Consider the following 25,410-nt stretch of genomic DNA (forward strand, 5'->3'; position numbering starts at 1 on the left):
TTGACCTGGCCAGTTCCGGCATAACCGGAAGCGGGATCGATAATCATCGATAATCCTGACTGGTGCGCGATGCATTATTATCGCGCTGACAGAATATACCTTATTTTATCTCGCCTCGGGTATTAATGCGTAATCAGGGTACCTTCTTTTTCACCCATCACTACACGACGCAGTGCGCCAGGTTTATTCATGTTGAAAACACGGATAGGTAATTTGTGGTCACGCGCCAGGGTAAAGGCCGCCAGATCCATCACCTTCAGCTCCTGATCCAGCACTTCAGCATAGGTCAGTTGCTCATATAGCGTCGCGTCCGGGCTTTTCACCGGATCGGCAGAGTAGACGCCATCAACTTTGGTCGCTTTCAGCACGACGTCCGCTTCAATCTCAATCCCGCGCAGACACGCCGCAGAGTCAGTAGTGAAAAACGGGTTGCCGGTACCGGCGGAGAAAATCACTACGCGGTTGTTACGCAGCAGGCTGATTGCTTCTGCCCAGCTGTAGTTGTCACAGACGCCATTCAGTGGAATCGCTGACATCAGGCGTGCATTCACATAGGCGCGGTGCAGTGCATCACGCATCGCCAGTCCGTTCATCACGGTTGCCAGCATACCCATGTGGTCACCCACAACGCGGTTCATTCCTGCCTGCGCCAGGCCCGCTCCACGGAACAGGTTCCCTCCGCCAATCACCACGCCAACCTGGATGCCCAGTTCAACCAGCTCTTTTACCTCTTGTGCCATACGGTCAAGCACACTCGCGTCAATACCAAAACCTTCAGCGCCTTGCAGGGCTTCGCCGCTGAGTTTAAGCAGGATACGTTGATAAACAGGTTTTGCGTTGGTCGCCATGGTCAGTTCTTCCTGGAAGATAGGGTGTAAAGGAGAAGTAAATTCTGATCGATCATCCGCTTACCGCAAAGAAAATGCTATTGGGATGAAACTGAAAACGTGTCTGTTGCGATTCACAGACAAAAAAGAACCGCCATCTGGCGGTTCTTTCAGAGCATTAAGACTGTTTGGACATTGCTGCAACTTCTGCAGCGAAGTCAGACTCAACTTTCTCGATGCCTTCACCCACTTCGAAGCGGATGAAGTTGATAACGTCAGCGCCCTGCTCTTTCAGAGCCTGGCCAACGGTTTTGCTTGGGTCGATAACGAAAGCCTGACCAGTCAGAGAGACTTCGCCGGTGAATTTCTTCATGCGGCCTTCAACCATCTTCTCTGCGATCTCTTTAGGCTTACCAGACTGCATCGCGATGTCCAGCTGAACCTGGTACTCTTTATCAACCACGTCAGCAGAAACGTCTTCTGGCTTAACGAATTCAGGCTTGCTTGCCGCAACGTGCATTGCGATCTGTTTGATCAGCTCTTCGTTAGCGCCTTTTGCTGAAACCAGAACCCCGATACGTGCGCCGTGCAGGTAGCTGCCCAGCTCTGCGCCTTCCAGAATTGCAACGCGACGGATATTGATGTTCTCACCGATTTTAGCGACCAGTGCAACACGCTCTTCTTCAAACTGCGCTTTCAGCGCTTCAACGTCGGTTACGCGATCAGCTGCAGCCACATCCAGAACTTTGTCTGCGAACGCCTGGAAACCGCCATCTTTTGCCACGAAGTCAGTCTGGCAGTTTACTTCCAGAATCACGCCGTAGTCGCCAACGATCTTGGTTTTGATTACGCCATCAGCAGCAACGTTGCCTGCTTTTTTCGCTGCTTTGATTGCGCCAGACTTACGCATGTTCTCAATCGCCAGCTCAATGTCGCCGTTCGCTTCAGTCAGCGCTTTTTTGCAATCCATCATGCCAGCGCCAGTACGCTCGCGCAGTTCTTTTACCAATGCAGCGGTAATGTCAGCCATTCCAGAATCCTCGGTTCGTGCCTGGGTACATGTGCACCAGCAAACACTTATTTGCGGAAAATTTACTCTGCCCCGCCGTCCGGTTGGGGGCGTGACAGACTTAGATAAAATAAAGGGGCCAGTATAGGCCCCTTACAGATCACATCTGAATGCTAAGGGCTCTTATGCAGAGCAAACCTTATTAAGCGTTTTCTAAAGACGCTTCTTCAGCTTGCTCAGCCAGGTCCTGAGAGCGACCTTCGCGAACGGTCGTCGCAACGGCAGTCAGGTACAGGTTTACAGCACGGATCGCATCGTCGTTACCAGGGATAACGAAATCAACGCCATCTGGATCAGAGTTGGTATCAACGATAGCAAATACCGGGATACCCAGGTTGTTTGCTTCTTTGATTGCGATGTGTTCATGGTCAGCATCAACAACAAACAGTGCGTCTGGCAGACCGCCCATATCTTTGATACCGCCCAGGCTGTTTTCCAGCTTGGCCAGTTCACGCGCACGCATCAGCGCTTCTTTTTTGGTCAGTTTGTCGAAAGTACCATCCTGAGACTGAGTCTCCAGATCTTTCAGACGCTTGATTGACTGACGCACGGTTTTCCAGTTAGTCAGCATGCCACCTAACCAGCGGTGGTTTACGAAGAACTGGTCGCAGCTCAGTGCAGACTCTTTTACCGCTTCAGCAGCAGCGCGCTTGGTACCTACGATCAGGATCTTACCTTTACGGGAAGCGATCTTGTTCAGTTCAGCCAGAGCTTCGTTGAACATAGGGACAGTTTTTTCCAGGTTGATGATGTGAACCTTGTTACGAGCACCAAAAATGAATGGCTTCATTTTTGGGTTCCAGTAACGGGTCTGGTGACCGAAGTGAACACCAGCCTGGAGCATGTCGCGCATGGAAACAGTTGCCATGATTACCTCTAAATTTTGATTGGGGTTGGGCCTCCATGTATCCCATACGACCGACCTCTTTCGAGGCACCCCGGCGTATGTGTCGATACATGTGTGTTTTATTACACATAATGAGAGTTATGCGTTTCCTGCTGACCGAAACGGCCATACAGAGAATCGTCGGCGCGCTTTATACCATAACCAGCCCAGGGACGCCAATAAATGATCACAGGCCGCGGCCTGCGCGTTCTCTATTTGGCAGCCCTTTTGCTGGCTGCTAACATGGCAGCACAGAACTTATTATTGTCGATAATGTCGACAACTGCGGATTAATTTAATGGCAATTTCAATCAAAACCCCTGAAGAAATCGAAAAAATGCGCGTCGCAGGCCGACTGGCCGCCGAAGTGCTTGAGATGATCGAATCCCACGTCAAACCCGGAGTCACTACCGGTGAGCTGGATCGTATCTGCCACGATCACATTACTCAAAAGCAACAGGCTGTTTCTGCCTGCCTCGGCTATCACGGCTTTCCGAAATCGGTCTGCATCTCGGTGAACGAAGTGGTGTGTCACGGGATTCCCAGCGATGATCGCCCGTTAAAAGATGGCGATATTGTCAATATTGATGTCACCGTGATTAAAGATGAGTACCACGGCGATACCTCAAAGATGTTTATCGTCGGCAAGCCGACCATCCAGGGCGAGCGCCTGTGCCGCGTCACGCAGGAGAGCCTCTATCTTTCTCTGCGTCTGATTAAGCCCGGCATCCGCCTGCGCGAACTGGGCCGTGCAATCCAGAAGTATGTTGAAGCTAATGATTTCTCCGTCGTACGTGAATATTGCGGTCACGGCATCGGCAAGGGGTTCCACGAAGAGCCTCAGGTACTGCATTACGATGCTGATGATGGCAGCGTGGTGCTGCAAGCGGGCATGACCTTCACAGTAGAACCGATGGTCAATGCCGGAGATTATCGCATCCGCACCATGAAAGATGGCTGGACGGTAAAAACCAAAGATCGCAGCTTGTCCGCGCAGTATGAGCATACTATTGTGGTGACTGAAAACGGCTGTGAGATTTTAACCCTGCGCAAAGACGACACGCTGCCTGCTGTGCTGGTCGCCGAAGGGTAATTCCCCCATTACAGATCAAGCCGGCGCTGAGCCGGCTTTTTTTGGCTAAAAAGAGATGAGCAGCATGAGCGTAAGTCTGTCGGAAGAGGTGAAAAACGGTCTGGTTGATTCGCCGGCCGAATGGGGTGACGACCAGCTGACCCGCGACATTCTGAAGCCGCGGCTGGAGCAGTTTCAGCAGCATCTGGCTGCCGCGTTTGATGCCGGTGAAGACGTTGAGCCGCTGATTGATGCCCGCACGCTATTTATCGATCGGCTGCTGCGTCGCCTGTGGTGCTTCTTTGGCTTTGATGAGATGCCAGCTATCGCGCTGGTCGCCGTTGGCGGCTATGGCCGTGCTGAACTGCATCCGCTCTCCGATATTGATGTCCTGATCCTCAGCCGCCAGCCGCTGGAAGAACAGGCTGCGCAGCGCACCAGCGACCTGTTGACTCTGATGTGGGACCTTAAACTGGAAGTGGGCCACAGCGTTCGCACACTGGAAGAGTGTCTGCTGGAGGGGTTATCTGACCTTACCGTTGCCACCAATCTGATTGAATCACGCATGCTGACCGGCGACGTGGCGCTGTTTCTTGAATTGCAGAAAAACATCTTCAGCGACGGTTTCTGGCCGTCATCCTGCTTTTTTGCCGCCAAAATCGAAGAGCAGCAGGAGCGCCACACGCGTTACCACGGCACCAGCTATAACCTCGAGCCGGACATTAAAAGCAGCCCCGGTGGCCTGCGGGACATCCATACGCTGCAATGGGTCGCCCGACGCCATTTTGGTGCCACCACGCTGGATGAGATGGTCGGCTTTGGGTTCCTCACCGACGCTGAGCGCAGCGAACTTAACGAATGTCAGGCATTTCTCTGGCGCATCCGCTTTGCTCTGCATCTCTCCCTGCCCCGCTACGATAACCGCCTGCTGTTTGATCGCCAGCTCAGCGTGGCACAACGCCTGAAATACCAGGGCGAGGGCAATGAGCCGGTCGAGCGGATGATGAAAGATTTCTATCGGGTCACGCGCCGCATCGGCGAACTAAATCAGATGCTGCTCCAGCTGTTTGATGAGGCGATTCTGGCGCTCTCCACCAGCGAAAAGCCCAAGCCTATAGATGACGATTTTCAGCTGCGTGGCGATTTAATCGACCTGCGCGACGAAACGCTGTTCACACGCGAACCGCAGGCGATTCTGCGCATGTTCTACGTCATGGTGCGTAACGACAGCATAAAAGGGATCTACTCCACCACTCTGCGTCACCTGCGCCATGCACGTCGGCATCTGAAGCAACCGCTGTGTCAGATCCCGGAAGCGCGACGCATCTTTATGTCGATTCTGCGCCATCCCGGTGCGGTCAGTCGGGCGCTGGTGCCGATGCATCGTTACAGCGTGTTGTGGGCTTACACGCCGCTGTGGAGCCATATCGTCGGACAGATGCAGTTCGATCTGTTTCACGCCTACACCGTTGATGAACACACCATTCGGGTTTTGCAAAAGCTGGAAAGCTTTGCTAATGAAACTACCCGTCCGCAGCATCCGCTATGCGTAGAGTTATGGCCGCGCCTGCCACAGCAGGAGCTGTTACTGATGGCAGCGCTACTGCATGACATTGCTAAAGGGCGCGGCGGCGATCACTCTATTCTCGGCGCGCAGGATGCGCTCGATTTCGCTGAAATGCACGGCCTGAACTCGCGTGAAACGCAGCTGGTGGCCTGGCTGGTTCGTCATCACCTGCTGATGTCGGTGACGGCTCAGCGGCGCGATATTCAGGATCCGACGGTGATCCAGCAGTTCGCTGAGGTGATGCAGAATGAGAACCGGCTGCGCTATCTGGTCTGCCTGACCGTAGCCGATATCTGCGCCACCAATGAAAGTCTGTGGAACAGCTGGAAGCAGAGCCTGTTGCGCGAGCTGTTTTTCGCTACCGAGAAACAGCTGCGACGCGGCATGGAAAACAGTCCGGATCTGCGTGAACGGGTGCGTCATCATCGCCTGCAGGCGCTGGCGCTGCTGCGGATGGACAACATTGATGAAGAACGTCTGCACCAGATTTGGAAACGTTGCCGCGCTGACTACTTCCTGCGCCATACGCCGAATCAAATCGCGTGGCATGCCCGCCACTTACTGGTTCACGACCTGAAAAAACCGCTGGTGCTGGTCAGCCCGCAGGCCACGCGCGGCGGCACCGAAATCTTTATCTGGAGTCCCGATCGCCCGCACCTGTTTGCTGCCGTCGCCGGTGAACTCGATCGCCGCAATCTCAGCGTACACGACGCGCAGATCTTCACCAGCCGCGATGGCATGGCCATGGATACTTTTATTGTCCTGGAACCGGATGGCAGTCCGCTTTCTCCGGATCGCCATCCGATGATCATTCAGGCGCTGGAGCAGGCGATAACCCAGTCAGAGTGGGTACCGCCACGTACCCGCCGTCCGTCAGCCAAACTCCGGCATTTCAGCGTGGATACCGAGGTCAATTTCCTGCCAACGCATACCGATCGTCGCAGCTACCTGGAACTGGTGGCGCTGGATCAGCCAGGCCTGCTGGCAAGAGTCGGCGAAGTCTTTGCCGATCTCGGTGTCTCACTGCATGGCGCACGCATCAGCACCATCGGCGAGCGGGTCGAAGATTTGTTTATTCTGGCCAACAGTGAACGTCAGGCGCTGGATGAAGAAATGCGCAAAGCGTTGCAACAACGGTTGACAGAGGCCCTTAATCCAAACGATAAAGTGTGACCAGACTCGATTTGTAAACATTATTCTCTTTACTTGTGTCGGGGTATTCCCCGGCATCGCACATGACAGATCAGGAAAAAAATATGCAACAGTTACAGAGCGTTATTGAATCCGCCTTTGAACATCGCGCTGATATCACACCTGCCAGCGTCGACAGCAAAACCCGTGACGCCATCAACCAGGTGATTTCCCTACTGGACAGCGGTGCACTGCGCGTTTCTGAGAAGATCGACGGCGAATGGGTAACGCATCAGTGGCTGAAGAAAGCAGTGCTGCTCTCTTTCCGCATCAATGACAATCAGGTGATGGAAGGCGCAGAAACCCGCTTTTACGACAAAGTGCCGATGAAATTTGCCGGCTGGGATGAAGCACGTTTCAAAGAAGCCGGTTTCCGCGTCGTACCGCCCGCGGCTGTGCGTCAGGGTGCCTATATCGCCCGCAACACGGTGCTAATGCCTTCTTACGTCAACATTGGCGCCTTTGTAGATGAAGGGACCATGGTGGATACCTGGGCGACCGTGGGTTCCTGTGCGCAGATTGGTAAAAACGTTCACCTTTCTGGCGGCGTGGGTATCGGTGGCGTGCTGGAACCGCTTCAGGCGAACCCGACCATTATCGAAGACAACTGCTTCATTGGCGCACGTTCTGAAATCGTTGAAGGCGTGATTGTTGAAGAAGGTTCAGTGATTTCAATGGGCGTTTACATCGGTCAGAGCACCAAAATTTATGACCGTGAGACCGGTGAAGTGCATTATGGCCGCGTTCCTGCTGGTTCAGTGGTGGTCTCCGGTAATCTGCCGTCTAAAGATGGCAGCTACAGCCTCTACTGTGCCGTGATTGTGAAAAAAGTGGATGCAAAAACGCTGGGCAAAACCGGTATCAACGAATTGCTGCGCACCATCGACTGATTTAAGTGACGGGCTGGAAACCAGCCCGTCATCTTTTCTTTACAGATATTCTAAAATAACATGCTTCGCGCCGCGAATTAACTGGTGCGTTTAGTTTTTATCCAGGTCATAATCCGCGCCAGTTAAATCCTGTCGCGCAATATTCATCCCGCTTATTTATGCCTACAGTTGTCTGACGTCATGAACAAGACTGCGCGCTTCTCACTTTTGATGGAAACAACGCTATGTATGACAATCTGAAAAGCTTAGGAATCAGTAATCCGGACGACATCGATCGTTACAGCCTGCGTCAGGAAGCCAATAACGACATTCTGAAAATCTACTTCCGCAAAGATAAAGGCGAATTTTTTGCGAAGAGCGTCAAATTCAAATATCCGCGCCAGCGCAAAACGGTTGTTGCCGATCACGCGACCCAGGGCTACAAAGAAGTTCAGGAAATCAGCCCGAATCTGCGTTATGTCATCGATGAACTGGATCAGATTTGCCAGCGCGATCAGGTTGAAGTGGATCTGAAAAGCAAAATTCTGGATGACCTGCGCCACCTGGAAAGCGTGGTTTCCCACAAAATCACCGAAATTGAATCGGATCTGGAAAAATTAACCCGTAAAAGTCGTTAATTTCCTGCCAGACGAGAGAGGCCAGCATTGCTGGCCTTTTTTATGCTGAAATCTGCACTTCAGCCCTGCTCATCCAGTTGCAAAGCCACGTAGAGCAACAGCCTGTCATCAAAATGGCCAAGATTCAGCCCGGTCAGTTCAGAAATCCGGTTTAGCCGGTATTCAAGCGTATTTCGATGAATGAACAGCGCACGTGCGGTGGCGCTCGGCTGGACGTTATGGGTGAACCAGGCGATCAGAGTGCGGCGCAGCAAGCCGTTATTATCCATGCTCTTGAGCTTCGCCAGTGGCCGGGCGAGTTCATTGGCCTGCCAGCCACCACGCAGACTGTCGAGCAGCACGGGCAGCACCAGATCCTGATAAAAATAGCTGCGCACCTCAGGCATCCGTTGTTTGCCTACCATCATCGTGGTGCGCGCCGTCCGGTAAGAACGTGCGATGCTGCCGGGCCCGGTAAAGAAGTTGCCCAGTGCGATACGCATCCGAAGATGACCACTCTCTTTCATCCGCTGTAGCAACTGCCCTACGCGGCGGCAATGCTCCTCCTGATCGTAACGACCATGCCCATTAAGGGCGGGTTTCAACACCACCATTTCGGTCAATGACACAATAGCGATCAGATTATCGCGCTCCGGTGTGGTCAGTAGCGTTTGCAACTGCTGTAACTCTGACATCGCGCTGTCAACGCCAAGCTGACCGCTATCCACCTCCACCACGGCTACCACCCTTGGCTGATTGAGATCGATGCCGAGCCGCTGCGCCCATTCAGTCAACTGTGGAGACAGGGTATCACTGCGGATCAGATTCAGTACCAGCTCTTCACGCAGACGGCTGTCCTGCGCAAGCATATGCAGTAGCCTCGCCTGCTCCAGCATCATCTCCGCGGTCATGCAGACCAACTCGCCATAGTGCCGCAGTGCCAGCGGCTCACCAGTCAGGCCAATCACCCCGACAATGTCACCATCAATGCGTAGCGGCAGGTTAATGCCAGGCCGCACGCCATGAAGATGTTTAGCCACCGCCTCATCGATGTCTACTACGCGCCCCTGAGAGAGCACCAGCAACGCCCCCTCGTGCAACTCCCCAATACGTTCCCGGTCACCGCTACCGATAATCCGACCCCGCGCATCCATCACGTTGACATTGCTGTCAATAATTTTCATGGTGCGCGCCACGATATCCTGTGCCAGCCGGGCATCAAGGTGATAGGTAGCCATCCATTACTCCTGCAAAGAAGGGGGGAGAAACAGAATACGCAAGCGCTGCACGCAGAACATTGTGCAACTGCACAGAGCCAGGCCGTCATTTGCCGAATTTGCGGCAAACATCACACTCTGTCGCGGCAGAAATTGGACATAAAAAAGGCGGACCGCAGTCCGCCTCTGAGTCAGTTATTGTTCAGTTATTGCATCAGCAGATAGATACTGCTGTCACCGCGCTTCACATTCAGCGCCAGAACCGACGGCTTGGTGTCGAGGACTTTGCGCAGTTCACCCAGATTGGTCACTGCCTGCTGATTAACGCCCTGGATAACGTCGCCCTTTTTCAGGCCGATACGCGCCGCGGCACTGCCCGGTTTCACGTTTTCAACCCGTACACCTTTAGTACCCGCTTCGATATTGCTGAGATCGGCGCCTTCGATGCCATTGTAGATGGTCGCGGACTGCACTTTCGCCTGGCTGCTCTGCTGTAATTTAACAGAGACATCCACCGGTTTGCCGTCACGCAGCAGCCCCAGTTTCAGGGTGGTACCAACCGGCAGTGAACCCACTTCTGCACGCAGCGACGCAAAGCTGCTTAGCGGTTTGCCGTTCATCGAGACAATCACGTCACCCGCTTTAATGCCCGCTTTGGCGGCTGCAGAGTCTGGCAGCACCTGACTGACAAAGGCACCACGCTGTGCGTCCACTTTCATCGCTTTTGCCAGCTCGGAGTTCAGTTCAGTACCCTGTACGCCCAGTTCACCGCGTTTCACCTGGCCAAACTCAACCATCTGAGCTGTCAGGTTTTTCACCATGTTGCTGGGGATAGCAAAGCCGATACCGATGTTGCCGCCATCCGGTGCCAGAATGGCGGTGTTAATCCCAATCAGTTCACCGTTGAGGTTAACCAGCGCACCACCGGAGTTGCCCCGATTAATGGCCGCATCCGTCTGAATAAAGTTTTCGTAGTTTTCCACGTTCAGGCCGCTGCGTCCCAGTGCCGAGACGATTCCTGAGGTCACCGTTTCACCCAGACCATAAGGGTTGCCGATTGCCACGGTATAATCACCGACGCGGAGGTTGTCAGAGTCAGCTAATTTCACTGCGGTAAGATTTTTGGCTTCCTGCAGCTGAATCAGTGCAATGTCAGAGCCTGGATCTTTACCGATCACTTTTGCGTCATAGCGACGACCGTCACTGAGCTGTACCTGAATTTTGGTGGCATTATTCACCACGTGATTATTGGTCACCACATAGCCTTTTTCGGCGTTAATGATCACGCCCGATCCCAGAGCTCGGAATTTTTCCTGCTGGGTATCAGGGGCTGGCGCACGGCCGTTACCACCTGCACCGTCGCCGCTTTGGCACATTGGTGAACCCTGGAACGGTGAACCGTCCTGGCAGAATGGCGAATTGTCGCCAAAGAATTGCTGAAACTGCTGCGGCATGCGCGGGGTTTTCACCGTGGTGCTGCCCTCGACGCTGATACTAACCACAGACGGCATCACCTTCTCCAGCATGGGTGCCAGGCTTGGCTGGTTCTGGCTATCAGAAGAGGCCGTTTGCGCAGCAGAAACAGTAACAGGGGCGAGTGCCATGCTCAGGCTCAACGTCAGCGCACTTAACATTAAAGTCTTTGTTTTCATTTTTCGTTTCTCTATAAGATTACTGTTCAGACCATTGCTGTGGTCGAAAGGTGAGATAAATGTTTTAGCGCGAAGTTCCTTTAAAATTTTAAGTCAAAGGTAAAAAATTATTCGCGCTCCTTACAATTGGCGACTTATTCTACCGCCATCAGCCGCCGGTACTCATCCCAGGCATAGAGATCGGTCATGCCACTGATATAATCCTGAATAAGCCGGAAGCGATAATAACGTTCCCACAGCAACCGCTGATATTTATGTTCTACTACCAGATTACGCATTTTATGCAAATAGGCTTTGCGGTGTTTACCGGAAAGTTTATGGAAAAGCCGGGTTTCAATCGGGTGCTGACGCAGGAAGTCTTCATTTATCAGCGTGGTAAAGGCTTCATAATTAAGGCGCATCAGTGGCTGATAGATCTCCAGCAGTCCTTTAATCACCCGGTATCCCTGTAACTCCAGCTGCTCTACTTCCGAGTGATTAAAAACCTGCTGGCGGGCAACAGTCTTGAACAGTTGCAGTAAGCGGCCCTCTTCACCCTCGTCTTCCAGTAGCGCATGGTTGAAACTTCCATCGAATATTGCAGGCAGATTATCAACAAAACGTTTTACAGCGTAGCTCACCAGCACGCTCTGAACATTTACGCGTAATGACATAAAAAATTGATCGCTGCGACTTCGCCGTTTTTTACTACAGGCTTCACGCCAGGCTTCACCAATAGTCCGGCTAAAAGCGTCATTATTTTTGACCGGCCCCCAGGCTTTATTAAGGAACTCATACAAACTTTCAACATTAAAGATATCTTTTTCTACAGCGTCGTCCAAATCGGCAATGCAATAGGAGATATCATCCGCGGCTTCCATTATATAGGTGAGTGGGAAGCGATGGTGCTCTTCCATATTGGTGGCAGCACGCAAATCGGCAATATAATCCTGCTCAGAGAGATAAAACCCAGGTTTCTTCATTAAGGCGCTAAATTCGGCGGGCTTTTCTCCCTGCCACCAGGCGGGTGCGGTATATTTCAGGATGCAGGCGACCTGAGAATAACTGAGATTCAGTTGCAGCAGTGTATGCACCATTCGAATTGCCTGCGCGTTGCCCTCAAAATGACAGAGGTCCTGGCGGATCATGGCGTTGAGTTGATCAAAGGCCTTACGCTGCGCATCACCTTCCACGCCCGCTACCAGCGGATCAACCAGCTCGGCTGCGAGATTATCTTCAAACCAGTCGTTAATGGCCGCCTCGCCAAAATGGCCAAACGGCGGATTACCCACGTCATGCAGCAGACATGCCATCTCAATCAGACTTTCAAACGCGCCTTCCAGCTCATCCAGACCATACTGCGCCAGCCCGCCCTGCATCTTCAGAGTTTGCAGGATCTCTTTGGTGATGTAGCGCCCGGTCTGCTGCACCTCCAGCGAGTGCGTCAGGCGGGAGCGGACTGCGGCATTACGCTCCAGCGGAAAGACCTGCGTTTTTTGCTGCAAGCGCCGGATCGCGGCGGAATTAATAATCCGTCCGCGGTCGCTCTCAAAATGGCGGGTAATGTAATATTCGCCTTCCGGATCTTTTCGACTGGTATAAGGGCGCGAGAAGCTGATCTTCTTCCTGAAATTGATCGCAGACATAAATTACCCCTTATTTTTTCGTGAATTAATCCCCTGAATGCCATGGTAGACTATGCCCTAAATTTTGATTCTTTACATTAGCGGAACTCACTATGAAAGCAGGCATTATTGGCGCGATGGAGCAGGAAGTCACACTGCTGCGCGACAAAATTGAAAACCGTCAAACGCTGTCGCTGGCGGGTTGTGAAATTTATACCGGCACCCTGCAGGGCGTTGAGGTGGCACTGCTGAAATCGGGCATTGGTAAAACTTCTGCCGCGCTGGGTACCACACTGCTGCTGCAGCTTTGCAAACCAGATGTGGTGATCAACACCGGTTCGGCTGGCGGTTTAGCGCCGTCGCTCAGCGTTGGCGATATCGTGGTGTCAGAAGAAGTGCGTTATCACGATGCTGACGTTACCGCGTTTGGTTATGAGCCGGGTCAAATGGCGGGTTGTCCGGCCGCGTTTGTAGCAGACAGCAAGCTTATTGCGGCGGCGGAAGCCTGCATTAAGCAACTGGATCTGAATGCCGTACGCGGTCTGGTGGTCAGCGGTGATGCCTTTATCAATGGTGCCGAACCTCTGGCACGCATTCGCAATCTGTTCCCGCAGGCGATTGCCGTTGAGATGGAAGCAACCGCTATCGGTCACGTCTGTCATCAGTTCCAGGTGCCGTTTGTGGTGGTCCGCGCGATTTCCGATGTGGCCGATAAGCAATCTCACCTCAGCTTTGATGAGTTCCTTAGCGTTGCGGCGAAGCAATCTTCGCTGATGGTGGAGAACCTACTGGCGCATCTGGCGCGTGGCTAAAACGCTGCTGCTCTGCTGGCTGCTGCTGTTGAGTGGCGGCCTGTTCGCTTCCCCACCGCGTGTTATTACCCTCGCCCCCCATCTTACTGAACTCGCCTTTGCTGCCGGGATTACACCGATTGCGGTCAGCGCCTGGTCCAATTACCCGCCGCAGGCGAAACAGATTGAACAGGTCGCAAACTGGCAGGGCATCAAGGCCGAACGCATTTTGCAGCTCAAACCGGATCTGGTATTAGCCTGGCGTGGCGGTAACCCGCAGCGGCAAATTGACCAGTTGCAGCAGCTCGGCGTGCCGGTTAAATGGATTGATCCGCGGACGCTGGATGAAATGTTCACAGCGCTCACCGAACTGGGCCGCTGGAGCCCCAGACCGACGCTGGCCGCCAGCACTGCCCGACAGTTACGGCAGCAGGAAGCCACGCTGCGTCAGCGTTATACTCATCTGAGTGCGGTTCCGCTTTTTTTGCAGTTTGGTCAGCAGCCGCTGTTTACTGCCGCCAGAGCCACGCTGCAGAATGAGATTATTACATTGTGTGGTGGCAGGAATATCTTTGCCGACAGTCGCGTCAGCTGGCCGCAGGTCAGCCGTGAGCAGGTGCTGATGCGTCATCCTCAGGCTGTTGTGACCGTTGGCGGTGTGCAGCAGGCGGAGAACATCCGTGCGTTCTGGCGGCCGCAGCTCACTGTACCGGTGATCGCCATTAACGAGGACTGGCTTAGCCGGCCAGGCCCGCGATTGATACTGGCGGCGCAGCAACTCTGTACGGCCCTCCATCCCGATGAATAAATCGGCGAATTGATTAAAGTCACTGCGTTTTTTGCCGTTAATCTATACCAGAGACGACCGCGCCACGTATGCTCGCCGTCCTTTTAGCGCCCCGGCGCTTTTTAAAACACCAGGAACCTGATATGACCAGAGCACTGCTGCTGGCCATAGCGCTATTGATCGCCGGTTCTGCATTTGCGGAATCGATAAATGGCTCTATAGGCGCCAGGCTTGTCATCTATTCACGCTGTGAAATCAACACGGCTAACGGTCAGCCTTCGCCGCAAATCAACTGCGGCAGAGAGGCAAGCGCACAGCCACGCATAACGAATAGCCAGATTGAATTGCAGGGAAGTCTGAAGCAGGGTAACCGGCTGGTTACGATAGAATGGTAAATGAGGCCGTCGTCATGACGGCCTGCGTCCTCAGATACTAAAGGAAGAGCCACAGCCACAGGTGGTTTTGGCATTCGGGTTGGTCACGATAAAGCGTGAGCCTTCCAGACCTTCAGTGTAATCCACCGAACCGCCCACCAGATATTGCAGGCTCATCGGGTCAACCACCAGTGAGACGCCCTGTTTTTCAATCGTCATGTCGCCATCGTTCATCTGGTCATCAAAAGTAAAGCCATACTGAAAACCACTGCAACCGCCCCCGGTAATATAGACGCGCAGTTTCAGCGCCGGGTTCTCTTCGTCGGCAATCAGGTTCTTCACCTTAGTGGCTGCGGCGTCGGTAAACTGCAACGGCAGTGCTACTACTTCATCACTCATGTTTTACTCCGGTAAACGCCCAGGTCAGAAAACGACCTTAATGACGCTATTATCAGCCAGCACCTCAGCGCAATCAAGCTCTGGCCTTCGCACTCTGTGCCGCTTTCACTTCCGTTAGGGGTGCTGCGGATGAATCTACCTTTCGTCTGGTGCCCCTCTTCCGTAGAATGACAGAATATTTTTCTGAACACGCTGGAGCCGAAAATGAGTAAGTCCGAACAACTTTTTGCCGAGGCGCAACGCCTGATTCCGGGTGGGGTAAACTCGCCAGTACGCGCATTTACCGGTGTAGGCGGCGTTCCGCTGTTTATTGAACACGCTGATGGCGCTTATCTCTATGACGCTGACGGCAAAGCCTATATCGACTATGTCGGCTCATGGGGTCCGATGGTGCTGGGCCATAACAACGCGGCTATCCGCAATGCTGTGATCGAAGCTGCTCAGCGCGGCCTGAGCTTTGGCGCACCGACCGAAATGGAAGTGACCATGGCGCAGTTGGTGTGCGAGCTGGTGCCGAGCATGGAGATGGTGCGAATGGTTAACTCCGGCACCGAAGCGACCATGAGCGCGATCCGTCTGGCGCGTGGCTTTACCGGCCGCGATAAAATCATCAAGTTTGAAGGCTGTTATCACGGCCACGCCGATCATCTGCTGGTGAAGGCGGGTTCCGGTGCCTTGACCCTGGGTCAGCCAAACTCGCCGGGCGTACCAGCCGATTTCGCTAAGCATACCCTGACTTGCACTTTTAACGATCTCGACTCGGTGCGCAGCGCCTTCGGGCAATACCCTGACGACATCGCTGCCATCATTGTTGAGCCGGTCGCTGGCAACATGAACTGCATCCCGCCACAGCCGGAATTCCTGCCGGGCCTGCGCGCGCTCTGTGATGAGTTCGGCGCACTGCTGATTATCGATGAAGTGATGACCGGTTTCCGCGTGGCGCTGGGCGGCGCACAGGCTCACTACACTGTACGCCCTGATTTAACCTGCCTTGGTAAAATTATCGGTGGCGGGATGCCAGTGGGTGCATTCGGTGGCCGTCGAGACGTGATGGCCGCGCTGGCCCCGACCGGCCCGGTCTATCAGGCGGGAACGCTTTCCGGTAACCCGATTGCCATGGCAGCAGGTTTTGCCTGCCTGACGCAGATTGCGCAGCCCGGCACTCACGAGAAGCTGGATGCCCTGACCCGCAAGCTGGCAGAGGGTCTGCGCGAAGCAGCACAACAGCAAAAAATCCCGCTGGTAGTTAACCATGTTGGCGGGATGTTTGGCCTCTTCTTTACCGATGCTGACAGTGTGACCTGTTACGCCGATGTCACCCGCTGCGATGTAGAACGCTTTAAAACCTTCTTCCACCTGATGCTGGAGGAGGGCGTTTACTTTGCGCCATCAGCCTATGAAGCGGGCTTTATGTCGCTGGCGCACAGCGAAGAGGATATTCAGCGCACTGTGGACGCCGCGCGTCGTTGTTTCGCGAAGCTGTAATTGCGGCAGCGTTAAAGATGAAGACCGGCAGCAGCCGGTCTTTTGTTATTAATGAGGCTTGCCCCGCTCTGTTGTGAGAGGGTGCACGCACAGGAAACAGGGTCAGATCGGAAAGGCGCGAAAGCCGTCATCCATGACTCGCTCGTCCCGCGCCGTCCCTGGCGCGGGACGCTTTCCTCCTCTGACCCAATTTCCTGCGCATTGAGCTTCTTCGTTGTTGTCAGATTCACCCTACTTTGGATCTGGCCGGCGTCTGAAACCAGCCTGCTTTTTCCTCTTAACCTGAACGCCGTAGCAGCCAGATAAAGTAAGGCGCACCTAAAAACGTTGCCATCAGCCCGGCAGGGATTTGATCCGGAAACGCCAGCATCCGCCCGCACCAGTCAGCCAGCACCATCAATCCCGCGCCCAGTAGTCCCGACAGCAACAGTTGCGGCAAGGCCCGCCGGAATCCCAGCATCCGCGCCATATGCGGAGCCATTAACCCGACAAAACTCAGCGGACCGATAGTCAGCGTCGCGCTGGCGGTCAGTGCTGCCGCCAGCAGCAGCAAACTCAGCCGCGCGGGCGTTAACGCCATACCGGCCGAGCGCGCAGTCGCGCTTCCCAGCGGCAACAGCGTCAGCCAGCGGCTGGCCAGTGGTGCCAGCGACACCAGCAGCAGCGCGCAGATTGCGCTTTGCATCGCCTGACTGCCGCTGATGTTATAGGTTGAACCGGAGATCCAGCTTAGCAGCCCGCCCATACGCGGATCGCCGCTGGCCAGCAGCAGCATCAGCAGGGTGACAAAGGCACTGTTGAGCGCCATGCCCGCCAGCAGCATCCGCTCCGGCGAGAAGCCGCCACGGCTGGCTACAGCCATGATCACCAGCAGCGTCATTGCGGCCCCCAGCGCACCGGCGGGCAGCAGCCATGTCAGCGCATCGCCCGGCACAAAGAACATCATGACTACCACGCCACAGGCAGCACCCGAACTGATGCCCAGCACTTCCGGGCTGGCCATCGGGTTGCCGGTCAGCCGCTGAATCAGACTTCCCGCCACGCCCAGCATCAGGCCGGTCACCAGCGCGGCCAGTACGCGTGGTGCGCGCCACGGCAGCAGCGATTGCAGCATCTCACCTGCTGACCCGCTCCAGCCCTGCGCATCGCGTCCTAGCGCCAGACCGCCCCACGCCAGCAGCGCCAGAACAGCAAGACCGATCAACGCCCAGTGCAGCAGGTTCTGTCGCTCAGCGGGCACCTTGTCACCCTGATTCAACGCGGGCGGCACCGAACCGGTGCGCAGTCGCGGCAGCAGCCACAGCAGAATCGGTACGCCAAGCAGCGCCGTGGCCGTGCCGGTCGGAATATCACGCCAGTGGCTGCTGAGCCACAACACGCAGCTGTCTGCCAGCCACAGCAGCAACGCGCCAGTCAGCGGTGCCAGCAGCATCCGGCTGATGAGCCGACGTCCACCCAGCAGCTTCGCCAGCAACGGGGCAAACAGCCCGATAAAGCCAATGATACCGGCGACATTCACCAGTTGTGCGCTGAGCAGAATTGCCAGACCAAGTCCACCAATACGCGCCACGGAGAGCGCTAACCCAAGGTTTTTCGCAACATTATCATCCAGCCCCATCAGCGTCAGCGGACGCAGCAGCGCGAGTGCCAGCACAAACGCCAGCAGCAGGCGCGGCCAAAGTTGCTGCACATTGTCCCAGCTCATCTGATTCAGCGCGCCGGTGCTCCACAGAAACATGTTCTGCAGCTGATCGTGATTGAAGATCGCGAAGATTTGATTCACCGCGCCGCTGTAAAGGCTCAGCACCAGCCCGGCCAGAATCAGCGTCACCGGTGATAAACGCTTGCCCCAGGCCACACCAAACACCAGCGCGCCCACCAGCAGCGCGCCACTGAGCGCGGCAAACTGCTGTGTCAGCGCCCCGCCCGGCAGATGCCAAAGCGTCGCCACGGTAATGCCCAACTGGGCGCCGGAAGAGACGCCCAGTGTGGTGGGTTCCGCCAGCGGATTTCGCAATATCTGCTGAAACAGCAGGCCAGCTAAGCCCAGTCCCCCCCCCACCAGCAGCGCCAACACGATACGCGGCAGCAGGCTGTGGTGAAACACCATCTGCGGCATATTATCGGCTGCCGGTGACCAGATTGCCTGAGACCACTCAGCCTGCGGCAACGCCTGTTGCAGGTTAACCAGCGTCAGGCTGAGTGCCAGTAGAAACAGCAGACTGAGGAGGCCTGCGGGAAACAGAGCATGGCGCATCATTGCGTCTCCAGCGCGCGTTCCAGCACGCGAACAAAGTGCAGCGCTGAGAGCGTTGCTCCGTAATACCAGACAGCCGGAACACGCTGAAAGCGTCCGGCGCGGACAAACGGCAGCGCCTGCCACAGCGGGCTGCGCATCAACTGCTGCATCTCTGCGTCATTATCGTGATCGAAACAGATGGCATCGACATCTCCCAGCGGCGCCAGCTGTTCAATGCCGATCACCGCGCTGCCCCAGAAATTGGTGTCACCCTGCCAGCCATTTTTCAGCCCCAGCAAAGTCATCACTTCCAGGAAAAGACTGTTTTTGCCGAAGGTAATGGCATGACGACTGTCGAGCAGCGACATCAGCAGAATCGTCCGTCCGGCATAGGGGGCCAGACGCTGACGCGCCGCCGCCAGCTGATCATCCACCTCGCGCAGATGCTGCTCCGCCCGATCGCTTAATCCAAGGCGCGCGGCCAACTGACGCAGCGATGCCCGCGCGGCGGTGAAGGGTTTCCCGTCGCCGCGGTGGAGATCGAACCCCATGATGGGCGCGATGCGCGTCAGTTTCTCTTTAGGTGGGCCGTAGCCGTTGGAACAGAGGATCAGCGACGGCTGCATTTGCGCCATCAGCTCAAGATTGGGTTCGGTGCGCAGACCGACGTCGATCACGTCTGCAGCCAGCGTCGGTTCCCCTACCCAGATGTTGTAGTTGTGCAGATCGGCCACGCCCCAGGGCGTGACGCCTAATGCTATAAGCAGTTCGGTGGGGAGCCACTCCAGTGCAATGATTCGCCCCAGATTCGGCGTGGTAGCACGCAGCGGAAGCGAACAAAACAGCGGCGAGACCGCCAGCGCCAGCATCAGTCGGCGGCGATAAAGATCGGGCATCATCCTTTCCTTAACAGACAAAACTGACCGGCGCGCCGCCCTGCGGGTGCGGTAAAATGCCCATCGGAATGCCGTAGATTGCACCCAGCACCTCAGGTTGCATAATGGCCTCCGCGTCCCCTTCAGCAATCATCGCGCCCTGACGCAGCGCCACCAGATGGTCGCAGTAGCGTGCAGCCATATTGATATCATGCAGCACCGCAATCACGGTTAAGCCACGCTGCTGGCTCAGATCGTTGATCAGCGCCAGCACCTCAACCTGGTGGGCAATATCCAGCGCCGACGTCGGTTCATCCAGCAGCAGACAGCGGCTGTTCTGCGCCACCATCATCGCCAGCCAGGCGCGCTGACGCTCGCCCCCCGACAGACTGTCGACCAGCCGCCCGGCAAAGGGCTTTAGCCCGACCTGGATAATCGCATCCTCCACCCGATCACGATCGTCCTGACCGAACCGTCCCAGCGCGCCGTGCCAGGGATAGCGGCCAATCGCCACCAGTTCCCGCACCGTCATCCCTTCAGCGGCCGGTAACTGCTGCGGCAGGTAAGCCACCTCGCGGGCAAAGGCTTTGCTGTTCCAGCGCCCGACCGGCTGCTGATTCAGCAGCACCTCCCCGCTGCTGGCCACATGATGACGGCCCAGCATTTTCAACAGTGTCGATTTTCCCGAGCCGTTGTGCCCTATCAGCGCGGTCATTTTACCCGGTGGAAAGGTCAGCGACAGGGGCTGAAGGAGAGTACGGCCCGGCACCTCAAAACTGGCGTTTTCCAGCGTAAAGGTCGCCTCTTCTGCGTGAGGATGCGGCATGGTTATCCCTGTGAACGGGCGCCGGAGCGCCCGGTTAAATCAGAATCTGAAGGTCGCGGTGCCGACAATCTGGCGTTCCGCGCCCCAGTAGCAGGCGTATTCACGGTAGCAGCTGGCGACATACTCACGGTTGAACAGGTTGTTGACGTTGACGCCCACTGTCGAGCCCGGCAGACCGAAACGACCCAGATCATATTTTAGCGCCGCATCCACCGTGGTGTAACCGGCCACCTTAAAGTTCTGGTTCGAGAGTCCAGCAGCGGTATTATCTGTGGTATCAGCATACAGACCCTGGCTCTCACCGACATAACGCACCCCCGCGCCGATCGTCACCCCTGACAGGACGGTTTCATGGAAGGTGTAGTCGCTCCACAGTGAGGCCATATGCTTCGGTACCTGAACCGGCGTTTTGCCTTTGAGCAGCGTATCTTCGGTATATTCCGCATCGGTATAGGTGTAAGAGGCCGTCAGGTTAACGTTGGCATTCAGCGCCGCTTTCGCTTCCAGCTCTACGCCGCGCGACCGGATTTCACCGCTCTGCACGCTGAAAAGAACATTGTTCGGATCGGCAGTCAGATTTTTGGTTTTGGTCAGCTGATAAAGCGCAGCGGTGAGCACCACCGGACGATCTTTTGGCACATATTTCACACCCGCTTCATATTGTTTTGCACGTGCCGGATCGAAAGTCTGACCGGCAGATGTCGTGCCTGCGGTGGGTATGAAAGATTCGCTGTAGCTGAAATAAGGCGCGATGCCATTATCAAATACGTAATTAAGGCCACCACGCCAGGTAAATGCCTGGTCATGATTTTTAACTTCCGTATTCCCGTTACGATTCAACGCGGAGGTCATTGCATAGTCGTAGCGCCCGCCCAGGGTTAGCACCCAGCGGTTCCACTCCATCTGATCCTGCGTATAGAGACCCGTCTGCTCTTGCTTATTCAGATACTGATAAGGGAATGGCGTCCCAATATTCGCATCATTACCGTACTGCGGATTAATGGCACTAAGGGAGGCAGCGCTGCCAAATGCCGCATCAATATCATTACGCGTCCGCTGATAATCCACGCCCAGCAGCAGCGTATGATCCACCTGGCCGGTGGCAAACTTCGCCTGCGCCTGGGTATCCACCGCAAACTGATTGAGCTTCTCTTCTGAAACCGCCGACCCCCGCGTAATCTCCTGAGTCGCCGGGTTAAATCCATTGCCATAGATACTGCGGTAATCGGTGCGCAGGTCGGCATAGCGCAGGTTCTGACGCACCGTCCAGGTGTCGTTGAAGCTGTGCTCGGCGTTATAGCCCACCATTTTGGTGGTGCGTGAAATTTTGTTGCTCTGCTCGCCTTCATCGAAGTTAGTCGGCAGTTTGTACTGGCTACCATCGGCGCGGGTGATCGGCACCACCGTGCCCTGACGCGGCAGCCAGCCGTAATAGCCGGTTTCTGGCTCGTTCTGGAAATAGGTCAGCAGGTCAACGCGGGTGCGATCGTCGGGACGCCAGCTGAAAGCCGGTGCGATGGTGTAGCGCTTCTCTTTGTTCATCGCCTGCTGCGCATCCTGACTGCGCGCCTGACCGGTCAGACGATAGCTGTAGACGCCGTTATCATCCAGCGCCCCGCCAAAGTCAAAGCCGGTCGAGAAGAGGTTATCGTTACCCATCTGGAACTGCACTTCACGCAGGGTTTCCTGGGTCGGACGCTTACTCACCAGCGAGACCACGCCGCCGGGGTTGCTTTTGCCATAGAGCACCGACACCGGACCGCGCAGCAGTTCGGCGCGCTCCAGGAAGTAAGGATCAAGGGCAAACTCAGAATAGTTGTCACCCTGCAGTTTCAGACCATCCAGATACTGATTGGTATTGGTTTCGCTGAAACCGCGAATCGACAACGCATCAATGACGTCTGAGCTGCCACGGTTACCGGTCAGCACGCCAGGCGTGTAGTTAAACGCGCCTTTGACGCTGGTCACGTTACGCATCTCCATCTCTTCGCGGGTGACCACGGAGACAGACTGCGGATTTTTTTCAATCGGCGTATCGGTTTTGGTGCCGGTGGCGCTGCGTTTCGCTGCCACGGTCGGTGCCGGGCCCCAGGCGCTTTCCGCCTCGACGCCGCTGCCGCCATCCGCCGAGACCACCATTGTCTCCGCCTGCGCGGCGTAAAGAGAAGTGCTCAGGCTCAGTGAGATCATGACGCCCAAAAGCGGTCGGGAAAATGTTTTTTTGGTGTTGTCTGCAAAAGTCGTTCGCGCATTCATAAAAGTGTCTCTTAAAATAGGCTCATTCGAGCGAATCGAAACGATAATGATTATTATAACGGATTAGATAATATGCGAACTTCAGCGAGCACTGCAAGAAGTAATCCCAGCCGTGACGCCGTTTGCAGCCCGGTTGATACATAGTGATGACAAACAGAAAAAGGGCGCCGAAGCGCCCTTTTTAACCTGTCTGACTGATTTATTTGCCAAACATATCTTTTATCCACCCTGCTACGCCGTCGCTATCTTTCTGCTCCTGCGGTTGCTGAGCCGGTTGTTGCTGCTGCTGCTGCTGATCAAACAGCTGTTGCTGCTGCTGAACCTGCTGTTGCTGTTGCTGACACAGCGCATTCGGATCCAGCGCCCACACCGGCAGAGAACGCCAGGTGCTGCTGCCGGTGCCACAGACAAAGTTACCCGCCGAGTCCACATTCATCAGCGACACATCTTCCGGTGGCGTCAGCTGCAACGGCATCGGTGCCTGAATGTCGAGATAGCGGCGGTAGAGCTGCATCGCGCCACTGGCACCATAGAGTTTGGTCGGTTGGTTGTTATCGCGTCCTACCCAGGTGATCGCCACTTCTTTGCCATCAATACCGGCAAACCAGCTGTCGACCAGATCGTTGGTGGTACCGGTTTTGCCAGCCAGATGCGCATTCGGGAAACGCGCGCCCAGCGCACGGGCGGTACCGTGGTCAGCCACCTGCTGCATAGTGTAAAGCGTCAGATAAGCCGCCTGCGCCGGTTCAACACGCTGCGCCTGCGGATAGCTCTGATAGAGCACGCTGCCATCTTCTGCAATCACTGAACGCACCGCTGACAGCGACGCGCGGTTGCCGCCGCTGGCGATCGACTGGAACGCCTGCGCCACTTCAACCGGCGTCAGATTTAAAGCACCCAGCAGCATCGCCGGAACCGGATGCAGCTGCTCTTTCGGCACGCCCAGTTTGTTCCAGGTGTCGACTACCGCATCCAGCCCCAGCGTCATGCCGAGGTTAACCGTCGGCACGTTCATTGAGTTGGTCAGCGCATCGACCAGCATCACTTTTCCGCTGAAGCGACGATCGTCGTTCATCGGTTTCCAGATGCTGCCGTTTGGCTGCTTCAGCGCAATCGGCTCATCGGCGATCCAGCTATTCAGCCGGTAGCTGTTTGGCTGGCTCAGCGCGGTCAGGTAAGTTGCCGGTTTCGCCAGTGAGCCGATAGAGCGGCGCGCCTGGATTGCCCGGTTATAACCGGCATACTGCGGATCGGCACCGCCGACCATGGCACGGACTTCTCCGCTGAAGCGGTCAACTACCACCATCGCGGTTTCCAGATCTTTCAGACCACGCTGTTTTTTTAGCGTCGGAATACCATCAATCACCGCTTTTTCGGCCGCATCCTGCGACACCGGGTCCAGCGTGGTGAAGATTTTCACGCCGGAGAGATCTTTCACTTTGTCGCCCAGTTTCGCCTGAAGCTCGTTACGCACCATCTGCATAAAAGCAGGCTGCGGCGTGATCACGCCGCCTTTCGGCTGCACCCCCAGCGGACGGGCCGACAGCATGTCATACAGTTCCTGGTCGATCACTTTCTGCTGCTGTAACAGGCGCAGCACCAGGTTGCGGCGTTCCAGCGCCAGTTTCGGGTTACGCCATGGATTATAGAGCGACGCCCCTTTAACCATGCCGACCAGCATCGCCTGCTGATCCAGACTCAGCTCATCAACCGGACGGCCAAAGTAGTAAAGGCTCGCCAGCGGGAAACCGCGTATCTGATCGCTGCCTGCCTGACCGAGATAGACCTCGTTCAGGTAAAGCTCCAGAATGCGATCTTTGCTGTAGCGCGCATCCATGATCACCGCCATATAAGCTTCACGCGCTTTACGCCACAGCGAACGTTCGTTGGTGAGGAACAGGTTCTTCACCAGCTGCTGCGTCAGCGTACTGCCGCCCTGCACCGCTTTCCCGGCCGTGATGTTCGCCAGGAAGGCGCGACCAATGGAGTAAGGGCTGATGCCATCATGCTCATAGAAATGGCGATCTTCGGTAGCAATCAGCGTATCGACCAGCAGATCCGGGAAACCGGTGCGCGGTACGAAGAGTCGCTGTTCACCATTCGGCGACTGCAGCATGGTGATCAGGCGCGGATCAAGGCGGAAAAAGCCAAAATCACGGCCGGTTTCGAGGTTTTTAATCTCACTCAGCTCATCTTTAGTGAAGCTCATGCGCGCGTGGATCTGCCCCTCTTTACTGTCGGGGAAATCAAACGGGCGACGCAGTAGATCGATGGTATTGCCCTTTACCGAAAACTCGCCAGGGCGGGTAATCCGGGAGACTTCGCGGTACTGGGTTCCTTCCAGCAGCGCCACCATTTCACTTTTGTTGTAGGCCATGCCCGGTTCCAGGCTGACCATGCGACCGTAGACAGTAGCGGGCAGTTGCCACACTTTACCGTCAATTCGGCTGCGAATTTCCGAGTCGAGGTAGATGCCCCACGCGGCCATGACCACCACAAACACCAGGAACAGTTTGATTACCCATCCCAGCCAACGGCGTTTGCCGCGCGGCGGTTTTCCACCTTTACCTTTACGTGGCACCGGCGCTTCCTCCTCGTCATCATTAAAATCGTCCTGATCGATATCTTGTTCGATATCCCTGCGTCGTCCCCGGCCCGCACTGCTGCGCGGCGGCAACGGTTTACCTTTGCGCCCTATTGGTTCGCGATCGTTCCCAGACATTACTTTTCTTCTCCAGGCAGTGCTTACGGCAGCGCCGCTACTCTAACTGCTTTCTCGCGTGCCGCATGGCAGAACCCTCTGAATT

Annotated in this window: 20 protein-coding genes; 8 read left to right on the forward strand and 12 right to left on the reverse strand. The window is 55.5% G+C overall.

Translation table 11 applies throughout. The features are described 5' to 3' along the window. Positions 1-122: 122 nt before the first annotated feature. From pyrH to rpsB, 3 genes are all read right to left on the reverse strand, one after another. Positions 123-848: a UMP kinase gene (pyrH, locus tag WFO64_RS16075; RefSeq protein ID WP_337013079.1), complete on the reverse strand. Its 726-nt coding sequence runs from the start codon at positions 846-848 to the stop codon at positions 123-125. A 157-nt stretch (positions 849-1,005) separates the two neighbouring features. Beyond that, complete coding sequence (tsf, locus tag WFO64_RS16080; protein ID WP_337013080.1) at positions 1,006-1,857, reverse strand: translation elongation factor Ts; 852 nt, start codon at positions 1,855-1,857, stop codon at positions 1,006-1,008. A 181-nt stretch (positions 1,858-2,038) separates the two neighbouring features. After that, positions 2,039-2,764 carry a 30S ribosomal protein S2 gene (gene rpsB, locus WFO64_RS16085; RefSeq protein WP_031375276.1) on the reverse strand — a complete coding sequence of 242 codons (726 nt, stop codon included), beginning with the start codon at positions 2,762-2,764 and terminating at the stop codon, positions 2,039-2,041. Between the two features lie 316 nt (positions 2,765-3,080). Between rpsB and map the strand changes: the two genes are divergently transcribed. The 4 genes from map to WFO64_RS16105 all read left to right on the forward strand — a co-directional run bounded on the left by map (position 3,081) and on the right by WFO64_RS16105 (position 8,119). After that, entirely contained in the window at positions 3,081-3,875 is a 795-nt protein-coding gene (gene map / locus WFO64_RS16090) for a type I methionyl aminopeptidase (protein WP_337013081.1), read from the forward strand. A 64-nt stretch (positions 3,876-3,939) separates the two neighbouring features. Next, positions 3,940-6,594: a bifunctional uridylyltransferase/uridylyl-removing protein GlnD gene (gene glnD, locus WFO64_RS16095; protein WP_337013082.1), complete on the forward strand. Its 2,655-nt coding sequence runs from the start codon at positions 3,940-3,942 to the stop codon at positions 6,592-6,594. A gap of 83 nt (positions 6,595-6,677) precedes the next feature. Further along, positions 6,678-7,502 (forward strand): 2,3,4,5-tetrahydropyridine-2,6-dicarboxylate N-succinyltransferase, encoded by an 825-nt coding sequence (gene dapD, locus WFO64_RS16100; RefSeq protein ID WP_337013083.1) that lies wholly within the window; start codon positions 6,678-6,680, stop codon positions 7,500-7,502. Between the two features lie 224 nt (positions 7,503-7,726). Next, on the forward strand, positions 7,727-8,119 hold the full coding sequence (locus WFO64_RS16105; RefSeq protein WP_337013084.1) for a DUF3461 family protein: 393 nt from the start codon (positions 7,727-7,729) through the stop codon (positions 8,117-8,119). A 59-nt stretch (positions 8,120-8,178) separates the two neighbouring features. Here WFO64_RS16105 and WFO64_RS16110 read toward each other — a convergent pair whose 3' ends face one another. The 3 genes from WFO64_RS16110 to dgt form a co-directional block, all read right to left on the reverse strand. Next, entirely contained in the window at positions 8,179-9,336 is a 1,158-nt protein-coding gene (locus WFO64_RS16110; RefSeq protein WP_337013085.1) for a CdaR family transcriptional regulator, read from the reverse strand. A 185-nt stretch (positions 9,337-9,521) separates the two neighbouring features. Further along, on the reverse strand, positions 9,522-10,967 hold the full coding sequence (gene degP / locus WFO64_RS16115; protein WP_337013086.1) for a serine endoprotease DegP: 1,446 nt from the start codon (positions 10,965-10,967) through the stop codon (positions 9,522-9,524). Between the two features lie 134 nt (positions 10,968-11,101). Next, positions 11,102-12,592, reverse strand: coding sequence for a dGTPase (gene dgt, locus WFO64_RS16120; protein WP_337013087.1), 1,491 nt, complete (start codon positions 12,590-12,592; stop codon positions 11,102-11,104). A 92-nt stretch (positions 12,593-12,684) separates the two neighbouring features. Between dgt and mtnN the strand changes: the two genes are divergently transcribed. The 3 genes from mtnN (at position 12,685) to WFO64_RS16135 (ending at position 14,544) form a co-directional block, all read left to right on the forward strand. Beyond that, entirely contained in the window at positions 12,685-13,383 is a 699-nt protein-coding gene (gene mtnN, locus WFO64_RS16125) for a 5'-methylthioadenosine/S-adenosylhomocysteine nucleosidase (protein WP_086905233.1), read from the forward strand. Then, entirely contained in the window at positions 13,376-14,170 is a 795-nt protein-coding gene (btuF, locus tag WFO64_RS16130; protein ID WP_337013088.1) for a vitamin B12 ABC transporter substrate-binding protein BtuF, read from the forward strand. Before mtnN ends, btuF begins: the two co-directional genes overlap by 8 nt. A 122-nt stretch (positions 14,171-14,292) precedes the next feature. Next, positions 14,293-14,544, forward strand: a complete 252-nt coding sequence (locus tag WFO64_RS16135; protein ID WP_337013089.1) for a hypothetical protein — start codon at positions 14,293-14,295, stop codon at positions 14,542-14,544. Between the two features lie 30 nt (positions 14,545-14,574). Here WFO64_RS16135 and erpA read toward each other — a convergent pair whose 3' ends face one another. Next, complete coding sequence (erpA, locus tag WFO64_RS16140) at positions 14,575-14,922, reverse strand: iron-sulfur cluster insertion protein ErpA (RefSeq protein ID WP_010254064.1); 348 nt, start codon at positions 14,920-14,922, stop codon at positions 14,575-14,577. 204 nt (positions 14,923-15,126) lie between these two features. On the opposite strand from erpA, the gene hemL reads away from it, so the two are divergent. Continuing rightward, positions 15,127-16,407, forward strand: a complete 1,281-nt coding sequence (hemL, locus tag WFO64_RS16145; protein ID WP_337013090.1) for a glutamate-1-semialdehyde 2,1-aminomutase — start codon at positions 15,127-15,129, stop codon at positions 16,405-16,407. 277 nt (positions 16,408-16,684) lie between these two features. On the opposite strand, the gene fhuB is transcribed toward hemL, so the two are convergent. The 5 genes from fhuB to mrcB form a co-directional block, all read right to left on the reverse strand. Then, a complete protein-coding gene (gene fhuB, locus WFO64_RS16150; protein WP_337013239.1) occupies positions 16,685-18,664 on the reverse strand; it encodes a Fe(3+)-hydroxamate ABC transporter permease FhuB in 1,980 nt (659 codons plus the stop codon). Next, entirely contained in the window at positions 18,664-19,542 is an 879-nt protein-coding gene (fhuD, locus tag WFO64_RS16155; protein ID WP_337013240.1) for a Fe(3+)-hydroxamate ABC transporter substrate-binding protein FhuD, read from the reverse strand. The genes fhuB and fhuD overlap by 1 nt, the downstream gene beginning before the upstream one ends. Positions 19,543-19,552: 10 nt before the next feature. Then, positions 19,553-20,347, reverse strand: coding sequence for a Fe3+-hydroxamate ABC transporter ATP-binding protein FhuC (gene fhuC / locus WFO64_RS16160; RefSeq protein ID WP_337013091.1), 795 nt, complete (start codon positions 20,345-20,347; stop codon positions 19,553-19,555). Between the two features lie 39 nt (positions 20,348-20,386). Continuing rightward, positions 20,387-22,603: a ferrichrome porin FhuA gene (gene fhuA, locus WFO64_RS16165; protein ID WP_337013092.1), complete on the reverse strand. Its 2,217-nt coding sequence runs from the start codon at positions 22,601-22,603 to the stop codon at positions 20,387-20,389. A gap of 199 nt (positions 22,604-22,802) precedes the next feature. Next, positions 22,803-25,325: a bifunctional glycosyl transferase/transpeptidase gene (gene mrcB / locus WFO64_RS16170; RefSeq protein ID WP_337013093.1), complete on the reverse strand. Its 2,523-nt coding sequence runs from the start codon at positions 25,323-25,325 to the stop codon at positions 22,803-22,805. Between the last annotated feature and the right edge of the window lie 85 nt (positions 25,326-25,410).

The organism is Pantoea sp. AS142, from assembly GCF_037152305.1.
GTDB lineage: Bacteria > Pseudomonadota > Gammaproteobacteria > Enterobacterales > Enterobacteriaceae > Pantoea.